The 10,291-nt window shown below is 42.4% G+C and carries 10 protein-coding genes; all 10 read right to left on the bottom strand.

The features are described from left to right. Positions 1-116: 116 nt before the first annotated feature. The 10 genes from JOC54_RS23260 to JOC54_RS19055 all read right to left on the bottom strand — a co-directional run bounded on the left by JOC54_RS23260 (position 117) and on the right by JOC54_RS19055 (position 10,179). On the bottom strand, positions 117-2,393 hold the full coding sequence (locus tag JOC54_RS23260) for a S8 family serine peptidase (protein ID WP_204468331.1): 2,277 nt from the start codon (positions 2,391-2,393) through the stop codon (positions 117-119). A 112-nt stretch (positions 2,394-2,505) separates the two neighbouring features. Next, on the bottom strand, positions 2,506-3,135 hold the full coding sequence (gene upp, locus JOC54_RS19095; protein ID WP_035419078.1) for a uracil phosphoribosyltransferase: 630 nt from the start codon (positions 3,133-3,135) through the stop codon (positions 2,506-2,508). Positions 3,136-3,276: 141 nt separating this feature from the next. Further along, the gene (gene glyA, locus JOC54_RS19090) at positions 3,277-4,530 is read right to left on the bottom strand and encodes a serine hydroxymethyltransferase (RefSeq protein WP_204468343.1); all 1,254 of its coding nucleotides are present in this window, start codon (positions 4,528-4,530) and stop codon (positions 3,277-3,279) included. Positions 4,531-4,639: 109 nt separating this feature from the next. Beyond that, positions 4,640-5,182: a TIGR01440 family protein gene (locus tag JOC54_RS19085; protein ID WP_204468329.1), complete on the bottom strand. Its 543-nt coding sequence runs from the start codon at positions 5,180-5,182 to the stop codon at positions 4,640-4,642. Then, the gene (gene rpiB, locus JOC54_RS19080) at positions 5,182-5,628 is read right to left on the bottom strand and encodes a ribose 5-phosphate isomerase B (RefSeq protein ID WP_204468327.1); all 447 of its coding nucleotides are present in this window, start codon (positions 5,626-5,628) and stop codon (positions 5,182-5,184) included. Before rpiB ends, JOC54_RS19085 begins: the two co-directional genes overlap by 1 nt. Before the next feature lie 54 nt (positions 5,629-5,682). Beyond that, entirely contained in the window at positions 5,683-7,002 is a 1,320-nt protein-coding gene (locus JOC54_RS19075) for a methyl-accepting chemotaxis protein (protein ID WP_235194521.1), read from the bottom strand. Between the two features lie 12 nt (positions 7,003-7,014). Further along, the gene (locus JOC54_RS19070) at positions 7,015-7,452 is read right to left on the bottom strand and encodes a low molecular weight protein arginine phosphatase (RefSeq protein WP_204468325.1); all 438 of its coding nucleotides are present in this window, start codon (positions 7,450-7,452) and stop codon (positions 7,015-7,017) included. A gap of 58 nt (positions 7,453-7,510) precedes the next feature. Beyond that, entirely contained in the window at positions 7,511-8,056 is a 546-nt protein-coding gene (locus JOC54_RS19065) for a manganese efflux pump MntP (protein ID WP_035419071.1), read from the bottom strand. A 142-nt stretch (positions 8,057-8,198) separates the two neighbouring features. Continuing rightward, positions 8,199-8,996, bottom strand: coding sequence for a ribonuclease E inhibitor RraB (locus tag JOC54_RS19060; RefSeq protein ID WP_204468322.1), 798 nt, complete (start codon positions 8,994-8,996; stop codon positions 8,199-8,201). A gap of 157 nt (positions 8,997-9,153) precedes the next feature. Next, complete coding sequence (locus tag JOC54_RS19055; RefSeq protein ID WP_204468341.1) at positions 9,154-10,179, bottom strand: L-threonylcarbamoyladenylate synthase; 1,026 nt, start codon at positions 10,177-10,179, stop codon at positions 9,154-9,156. Positions 10,180-10,291 lie beyond the last annotated feature (112 nt).

Here is a 10,291-nt window from a genome sequence, read left to right as displayed (position 1 = left end):
GTTTCCGTTCTTTTTTCCATTATAACAAGAGTATTTTTGTTTAGGTGTCTATAAATAAGAAAAAGCTGTTGAGAAATTACTTTCTCAACAGCCTGGAAAGAGAATCTCTTTGCTGACTATCTTTCTTTTTTTACAGGTGGCAACCACTCTTCGCCAATATCAATGAAGGTTTCGATTGTATCTTCTTTCCCTTCATTTTTTGCATAAATAAGCGCTTTGTACCTTCCGGGTTCAACGGTTAGATGGTCGAGTTCACCACTAACCATTCCCCTAGCTGATTTTTTATTTTTCACTAAATGTGCTTTGAATTCAAACGTATCAGGATCATAAAGAGCAACACCGGACTCCTCTGCTCCTCCAGGTAGATAGTATTCATAATAGTACCCATGCGCTTTATCACTGTGCGCAAACTGAAAAGCCATTACGCGAGGATAGTTCGGCTCCTCCATAAATAACATGTAGGGGAGATTGACCTCAGAGCCATCTCCTTTAATTTTCACGTGACCCGTATGAAGTCCATTTTGCAGAAGTGCTGGATTAATTTCTGCCGTTAAGGTGACCTCCCGCTTTTGCATTGGTGGAATCGTTACGTCTTCCACCGATTCCCAATTCACACCATCGAGTTCTCCAATAGGGGGATCAATGGTAAAACGGTTTTCTTGGTCGCTCGTATTTTCGATCGTAACGGACAATGTCCTTCTCGTTTGTGCCGCCTTCCCACTCCATGCTCCAAAGGTTAACGAGCTAGGATAGACCAGTGTTGTTGCTTCTAACGCCTTATCAACTTGAAGTCGTCCAGCACCTTGTTCATGAGGCAAATACTCGACTCCTTGCTCATTTTTCAAGCGCTTAGTGGAATTCATTAAAGCCGCCTTTATTTGCTCAGGTGTCCAATCAGGGTGCTTCTGAATAAGTAATGCCGCTGCTCCAGCAACATGAGGACTTGCCATACTTGTTCCATTCAAAGCAAAATAGCCATTTGGCACAGTGCTCTGAATTGCAACACCCGGGGCAACTAAATCAGGCTTCATCTCCCACGTTTCAGTTACAGGACCTCTTGAACTAAATCCAGCAATTAAATCTTGTTTCTGTTCAAACTTCGTCTGTACATGAACTGGTTTTTTTGATTCATGTATAAGTGCAACCAGCTCTTCCCCTACTTCTTTAGACACACTCCCGCCAATTAAGTCAATTGGTTCGAGCGTTCCTCCGGTAAAGTCACCGTCTAAATGGTTATAGACAAGAATACCAGCAGCTCCTGCTTTTTTTGCCGTGCTCATTTTATCTGCAAATGTAGAACGTCCTCGTTTTACAAGCACTAGCTTTCCTTTTACCTGCTTGTCTTTATAATCACCAATCAATCCATGCCCCATATCAACTAGTTCTAATTCTCGTTTTAATGTCCATGGATTTGAACCTGCAAGAGGGATGAGCTCAATTCGCTTATCTTTATCTTGTTTTACGGTAAGGTAAGGAAATTCAACCGGTGGCAACGAAGCCCCAACTGAAATGGCTTTTGAGGATGTCCCGGGTGAGCCCACAGTCCACATGTTCGGACCACTATTTCCGCTTGATGCAACAGCAACAACGCCTTTTTCAGCCACCCGATCAAGAGCTAAGCTTGTTGGCCAATCTGGTCCATTGACGGTGTTGCCAAGGGATAAATTAATCACATCAACTTCGTCTGCGACAGCCTTCTCAATTGCTTCTAATACTTGTTCAGTCGTTCCTTGCCCTCCCGGACCAAGGGCTCTGTACGCATATATTTCCGCCTCGGGCGCAACCCCTTTTATCCGTCCGTTCGCTGCAATAATTCCAGCCACATGAGTTCCATGTAAAGTAGGAGGACCTTGACTCATCTTCGTTTCCATCGGATCGTCGTCTTCATCAATAATGTCATAACCGCCTTTGTAATTATTGCGAAGATCAGGATGTTTATAATCAACTCCGGTATCGATAACGCCAACTTTTACGCCCTTACCCGTTAACCCATTACTAGATCCACTATCACTTCGAGTTAGCTGTTTGCCTGCCCCAATAAAAGGGATACTTCCTTCTAAACTCGGCTGATAATGTGCAATATCATCTACTCGCTGAATCACACTTAAATCACTTAAACGATTGATATCCTTCTCATCAATTTCTAAAGAAAATCCACCGTATACATCTTTATAGACATGTCTAATGGTCGCCGAAGAAATGGTTCGTTCTACGACATCAACTGCTATCTCCACATCTCCGGAAGCAGACACAATAACAATTCGCTTACTTGAACCTTCTTCACTCATTTCTTCAGTTGGCATTGCCCATGCACTCGGTACCGTACTTATTGAGTAAATTAAAGCGATACACCCAATAAATAATACCCGCCCAATGCCACGTAATTGATTCATACTTAATCTCCCCTACAACGTGTCGTACCGTGTAGTATGGCGAAGCTAGGGACATTCTATGCACTTAAACATATAGAAAAAGAAGAGCCCAATTGGGCTCTTCTTCTACATTTTACTTCGTTCCGAACAAGCGATCACCAGCATCTCCAAGTCCTGGAACGATATAGCCTTTTTCATTTAACTTCTCATCAAGAGCCGCTAAATAAATGTCCACATCTGGATGCTCTTCTTGTACATAAGCAACACCTTCAGGAGCTGCAACAAGACAGATTAAACGCATGCTTTTTGCGCCACGTTTTTTCAAGCTGTTCAACGTCTCAACAACTGACCCTCCCGTTGCTAACATTGGATCAATAACAATCAGCTCGCGCTCCTCAACGTCATTTGGAAGCTTGACATAGTACTCAATTGGCTTCAATGTTTGTGGATCCCTGTATAAGCCAACATGGCCTACCCTCGCCGCTGGAATCATCCGCAAGATGCCTTCGGACATTCCAATCCCAGCTCTTAAAATCGGCACAAGACCGAGTTTCTTGCCTGCTAGTTTTTTCACTTGTGCTGGACCGACCGGCGTTTCAACTTCTGCATTTTCAAGCGGTAAATCTCGAGTTACTTCAAATGCCATCAGAGCGGCCACTTCGTCAACAAGCTCACGAAATTCTTTTGTTCCCGTATTTTTATCACGTATATAAGACAACTTATGTTGAATCAGTGGATGGTCTAGTACATGCAGCTTACCCATTGGCTCACTTCCTTTTCGTTAATCGTCATTCTTCGACATGCTTCTGAACGATTTTACCCGAAAACTACCTGTTCATTCAAGAGCGATCTTAAATAAGCTACTAGAAAAAGCAGTTATCTTTATAGATAACTGCTTCCTGTATTACAAATTGGGATACATAGGGAATTTCTGTGTTAATTCTCCAACGCGTTTTTCAACAGATTTCAATACATCTTCATCTTCAATATGCTTTAATGTTAACGCAATAAGTTCACCGATTTCATCCATCGCCTCTTCGTCTAATCCTCTTGAAGTAACGGCCGCAGTTCCGATACGAATCCCACTTGTTACGAACGGTTTTTGTGGATCGTACGGAACGGTGTTTTTGTTCGTTGTAATTCCAACTGAGTCGAGCGCTTTTTCCGCCACTTTTCCCGTTAAGTTGAGGGAACGTAAATCCATCAGCAATAGATGGTTATCCGTACCGCCTGATACAATATCAACACCTTCTGCTTGCAACTTCTTCCCGAGGCGCTTAGCGTTAACAACAATCTGGTTAGCATACGCTTTAAAGTCATCTTGCAGCGCTTCACCAAACGATACGGCTTTAGCTGCAATCACATGCATGAGTGGACCACCTTGAATTCCAGGAAAAATCGACTTATCTAACTTCTTACCATATTCTTCTGCCGTTTCTTCATTACATAAAATCATTCCACCACGAGGACCACGCAACGTCTTATGTGTCGTCGTCGTTACAAAATGGGCGTGTGGTACTGGGTTTTGATGGACGCCTGCGGCTACAAGACCGGCAATGTGCGCCATATCAACCATCAAGAAAGCCCCAACTTCATCAGCAATCTCTCTAAATTTCTTAAAGTCAATTTCACGCGGATACGCGCTTGCGCCTGCTACAATTAACTTTGGTTTTGTTTCTTTTGCAATCTCGCGGACAACGTCATAGTCGATTGTTTGATCGTCTTCACGCACACCATACTCGACAAAATTATACTGAACGCCACTAAAGTTAACCGGGCTACCATGCGTTAAATGACCACCGTGAGAAAGGTTCATCCCAAGCACGGTATCGCCTTGCTCAAGGATTGTGAAATAAACCCCCATATTCGCCTGGGCACCTGAATGCGGCTGCACATTAACATAGGCCGCTCCAAATAATTCCTTTGCACGATCACGAGCGATATTCTCGGCGATATCGACGTATTCACACCCACCATAGTAACGACGTCCTGGATAACCCTCTGCATATTTATTGGTTAGTACAGAACCTTGCGCTTCCATTACCGCTTCACTTACAAAGTTCTCAGAAGCAATTAATTCGATTTTATCTCTCTGACGCCCTAACTCCAGTTCAATTGCCTCAAATAATGTTGGATCCTGTGTTTTTAAATCAGCCATGTCCATTCCCCGCTTCCGTTCGTTTTTTAGTCTAATATCCATTGATTTTATCTTAAAAAACCGAAAAAACATAGTCTTTTTCCGTAAATTTTAATATAAACAATCACAATTATTCACTTAAATGATAAACAGCTCGTTCTCCACCAATGCGCTTTGGCCTTGTTGTTGCGTACGTAACATGTGCCGATCCTAGCTGATTGCGACTTAAACGCAGCGGTACAACCACTTCTTTTAAGTGCATACCGATAAAGGTATCCCCAATATCAACCCCGGCATGCGCCGAAATCGACTCAATAAGAACAGGATCATCGAACTGCCGATATGCATGAGCAGCCATAGCGCCACCTGCGTTTCGAACAGGCACAGCAAACACTTCCTGTAGCTGAAAAGATTCCGCTACTTCTCGCTCCACAACCAACGCTCGATTCAAATGTTCACAGCATTGAAACACTAAGTGGACACCTGTTTGCTGTTGAAACGCTTTGAATGCGGCATAAAGTTCCTTCGCCAGCTGCTCAGAACCTTGTTGACCAATTTGGCCACCGCCCACTTCACTTGTAGAAGCACCTATAACAAACAACGAGCCTTTTTTTAAAGGAGCCTGTTGTTGAAACTCGTTTAACAGAGTACCAAGTTCAGCTTCAATCCTCATTACAAGGATTTCTTTTCATAATCAGTAATTTTATTAATACGATTACTGTGACGACCACCTTCAAAATCTTCTCCGAGCCAAGCACGAACAATTTCTTCCGCAAGACCTGGTCCAATTACACGTTCGCCCATCGCTAGCATATTTGTATCATTATGCTGTCTTGTCGCTTTTGCACTAAATACATCATGAACAAGCGCACAGCGAATACCCTTTACTTTGTTTGCAGCAATTGACATGCCAATGCCCGTTCCACAGATAAGAATTCCTCGGTCAAATTCACCATTCGCTACTTTTTCCGCTACCGGCAAAGCATAGTCAGGGTAATCAACCGAATGTCCACATGCGCCACCTAAATCTTCATATGACAATTCGAGCGTATTTAAAAGCTTGACGATTTCTTGCTTTAAATTCGCTCCACCGTGATCAGAAGCAATTGCAATTTTCATTCGAAACACTCCTTGTGTTTTTAGCATTACAAAAAGCGTCCGTTAACGACGCTTCTATTGGTTTGATTCTATTGTAAACTTTTCAATCGTTGTCTTCAATTGCTTGGCTTGATTTGTTAAATCAAGTGATAACGTTGCAACCTCTTCCAACGCTTTCGCCTGCTCTTCTGTCATTGCTGTCACTTCTTGTGCTCCTGCCGATGTTTCTTCGGCAATCGCCGCTACTTCTTCTGTCTTAGCAGAACTCGCTTCAATTGATTGCTGCTGCTTGTCCGACAACTCTAAGATTACTTTTATCATATCGGCTACCGTCTTAACGGTTCTTTCCATCTCTGTGATCGCTTCGGTCGTTCGTGCTCCTTCGTCACTTTGAGTACGAGCAACTTGAACCTGCTCTTCGATCGCTAGCACAACATGCTTGACCTCTTGCTGAATTGTACCAATTAATTCAGTGATAGACGCTACAGCCTGAGTGCTTTCATCAGCTAATTTGCGCACTTCACTTGCCACAACAGCAAAACCACGTCCATGCTCTCCTGCTCGAGACGCTTCAATCGACGCATTTAATGCGAGCAAATTCGTTTGTTTTGCAATTGATCCAACAAATGTGGTAATCGTTTCTACCTCTTGAGTCTGCTGTTCTAACCGGTGAACTGAATCAAGCGAACGCTCCTGCTTATTCGTTAGATCACTAATGCCCTTTACTAAAGCCGCTGTAATTTCTCTACTACGTTCAAGCGATGAAACCATTTCAAGCGACCGGTCCGTTGATAGCCGTGCATTTTCTTTCATTTGATTGGCCATGTCGGTTGTATTTTCAAGAGAGAATACTGTTTCCTGAATCGCCTGTGCCGAACCTTCTGCACCACTCGCAATTTCACCCATTGTTAACCCAATCTGTTCAGCTTGATTGGAAGAACGCGTTGTTGCTTCACTCAGTTTCTGCACACGCTTATCCGTCTCCGAAAAATTTTGTTCAATATCTTGAACCATCTCTCTTAGATTGTTGATCATATGATTGTAGGCAATTCCGAGCGCACGAAGTTCATCATCAGACTTGGAAAGATGGACTTCCTGTTCAATTCTGCCCGCAGCCGCTTCCGTTACCGCAAGCTCTAATTGATTAAGTGGCTTTGTAATAAAAGCTGAAAAAAGAAATCCTAAAAGCGCACTCCACAAAACGCCGAGAAGTAACACACCAAGCGTTACCCATTGGGGAGTTATATTAAGTGCAGAAGTTAAGAAGTCCGCAAAAAAGTACAAAATAATAGCGCTACTTGCAAATGTAATAACAGCGACACCACTAAATCCAAAAACCATTTTTTTTCGTATGCTAAACTTGTACCCTTTTCGGACATTCGTTCTCACTTCCACATTATTCACCCTTTATGTTTTTGTTTGTTTAAGAAAACGTTCGATTGCTGACTTAATTTCATTAGCTGTAGCGAGATACTGCTCAGTTGATCCACCAAAAGGATCGGCGATATCACTCGCTTCATCACCAACAGCTTCTTTTAATGTTTGAATGGATTTACGAGGATAGCGCTCATTTAACAGCTGCTTATGACTTGATGACATGGTCAACACGACATCAGCCCACTCCATTAATTCTGCCGATACAGGTTGAGAGCGATGATTAAATACAATCCCTTCTTCCTGTAAGACCGCTGCTGATCCGGTTGAGATTGGTGCCCCAACCCCAGCAAAAACACCAGCTGATTTTGCTTCATACTGGTCTGACGCTAAGTGGTTTAAGTACACTTCGGCTAATGGTGAACGGCACGTATTACCTGTACATACAAATAAAACTCTTTTTTTCTTCATCCTATCCACTCCTTCATTTCTTTTCCATTATTCTAGCATAACCAAATGAAAGGAATGATTAAAGCGGAAGCATAATTTTCAAGCCAAATCCAATAAGCACAAGCCCACCTAGTAACTCACCATACGCTCCAATATATTTATGAAACTTGGAGCCGATTAAGAGACCAAGCCATGACAATACCATGCTCATAAAACCAATACATAGCACCGTTAACACGACCTTTGTTCCTAAAATTCCAAATGACAGGCCTGCAGAAAAACTATCGAGACTGACACCAACGGCAAACAAAAGTAAACCAAACCCAACTGGTTTTAATTTCCCATCATCCTCATGGTTTGAGAAAGAGGCCAAAATCATTTGTACACCGATAATGAGCAGCAATCCTCCGCCTATGTATGTCGCAATGACATCAAACTTACTCGACAGCCATTGACCTGTAGCCATTCCGAGCAGAGGCATAAAAATATGAAAAGCACCAATTGTTAAACCAATTTTAAAGATCTGTCGACCCCTCAAGCCCATCATGCCCATTCCGAGCGTTACCGAAAATGCATCCATTCCTAAAGCAGCTGCCATTATACATATCGTCACAATCTCGTGCATTGTTTAACGCCTCCCACAAAAACATGCTATTTGAATGTATGCACGTCCTTCTGGTTTTAGACAGGCTGATTAAACAGAAAAAGGATCAGCAGACATTGTTGTCCACTGATCCTCGGTCAAACGATTACTTTATTAGGAGCGTTTAATCAATCATCGCGCCCCAGCCGTCAATTTCAACCCCAAATTCCTCTGTTAATTCCGTTAATTCTTCTAAGCGCTTAACGATTGAAGCATGGGTTAGCACCATTTCCGTTGTACACATTAACGCGACACCCTCTTCCTCATCTTGGATGTCAACATCATACCCTTGCAACTTCACTATTTTCGCTGCTTTTTTTGCCGCTCTTTTATTAGGCGCTACTAATATAATCTCCACTTCATGCGGCAAAGACATATCCATACCGTTATCTTTCATATTCTGCAATACTGCTCCATCTACATCATCTGGATAATCCACAGGCTGTATATAAGCAGACGAATAGTAATAAAATGCTTTTGCTTCTTTATCAGAAGTGAGCACCTCATCAAATCCATGCTCCCGTAATTGCTCTGCTAGTTCTTCACTATAGTCCATATTTGTGGATAGAATATAACCAACATCACTTATACCGCTTAAAAGGAAATAGCGTTGCCATTCATCAAGCCATTCTCCAAAAGAACTCATCTTTAATAAGTCTTCAGGAATGTCTTTTAGGATTAGCACACTCGTTAACGTTAAGTCTGATTCATTATAGAAAAAAGAAATCATTCCTAACATATCCTGCACGTCTGGTTTATTATCAAATTCCGATTCTTCCAGAGCAAATACCTCATCTGACACAATGTAATAAGGTATTTCCCATTCCTTTCGTTCCCACTTCATGTGAATCGCGCCTATAACAAGATCAGTATCTTTCTCAACATAAGTTGAATACGAAAAAAACGGTGCTGATTTCCCCATATATTCCCTCATTTCTACTTTTATGGAATGATCATAACATAGTGACTATCGGCAGAACTAGATGTATTGTGTTTATTTATTTGAAAGCCACGACCAAAAGACGATCATCTTAACGATCAATCGTCTTTTGGTCGTGGCATATAGCCCAATTCTTCATTCATTTTTTACTCCCAGCTGCTTTTTCAAGTCGATTCATGATTGCCAGTCCCAGTCCTTCTTTTGGCACAGACTCAATAAAAACGGTGGAAACATTTCGTTTATCAAATTCTCGCAGCGTACCGTAAAGCATATGCGCCACCTCTTCCAAGCCGTTGGCAACAATCACTTCATCTGCATAGGAAACTGATTTCGAAACGGTCGCAAACACGCCTACTTTCTTGCCATGATTTTTCGCCTCGACAACCGCTCTTTCTAATTCTTCGCGATGCTCAACTAAAACAACAGTTGCTTTTGGCGCATAATGAGCGTACTTCATACCGGGTGATAGTGGTTGCGCCACTGATTGCTGCAAGGAGGGATCAACCTTTATCGCACCAATAATCGCTTCAATCTGCTCTACAGTCACACCACCTGGTCGGTAAAGAATTGGTGGATCGTGCACAACACTCAAGACAGTCGATTCAAGTCCGATACCAGTCTCTCCTCCATCTACAATCCCGTCAATTCTTCCGTCTAAATCAAGTAATACATGAGCGGCTGTGGTCGGGGAAGGCCGACCTGAACGATTTGCACTAGGTGCCGCAACAGGTAGCTGTCCTTCTCTTAATAATTGTCTCGCTACAGGATGTGAAGGGATGCGCACACCTACCGTATTAAGACCCGCTGTCACGTTTTTTGCAACAACTGGCTTCGCGTTAAAAATAAGCGTTAATGCACCCGGCCAAAAGGCTTCCATCAATGCTTTCGCTTTATTTGAGACCTCTGTTACTAAACCATCTAGTTGTTCTTCATCACTAATATGAACAATTAATGGATTGTCGCTTGGTCTGCCTTTGGCTTCAAAAATGCGTTGAACTGCTTCCTCTGAAAACGCATTAGCACCAAGACCGTAAACCGTTTCAGTCGGAAACGCCACAAGCTTTCCATCCCTTATCCACATTCCCGCCTCTTGTAAATCAAGGATTTGCTCCTCACTTTCTTCTCCACTATCCACAACCCATGTTTTTGTTTGTTTATAACTCATCATCTGTTCGCCTCTTTCTTAGCTCCATTTTCCATTATAGCATTTTCACAAAACCTTTATATATCACCACTTAAGAGCAATCACTTAATAGATTGAATCTTATTATAGTAGG

The sequence above is a fragment of the Shouchella xiaoxiensis genome (assembly GCF_016907895.1).
Taxonomy (GTDB): domain Bacteria; phylum Bacillota; class Bacilli; order Bacillales; family Bacillaceae_D; genus Shouchella; species Shouchella xiaoxiensis.
Note: the sequence above shows the minus strand (reverse complement) of the source record. Positions and strands in the feature narration are given on the sequence as shown.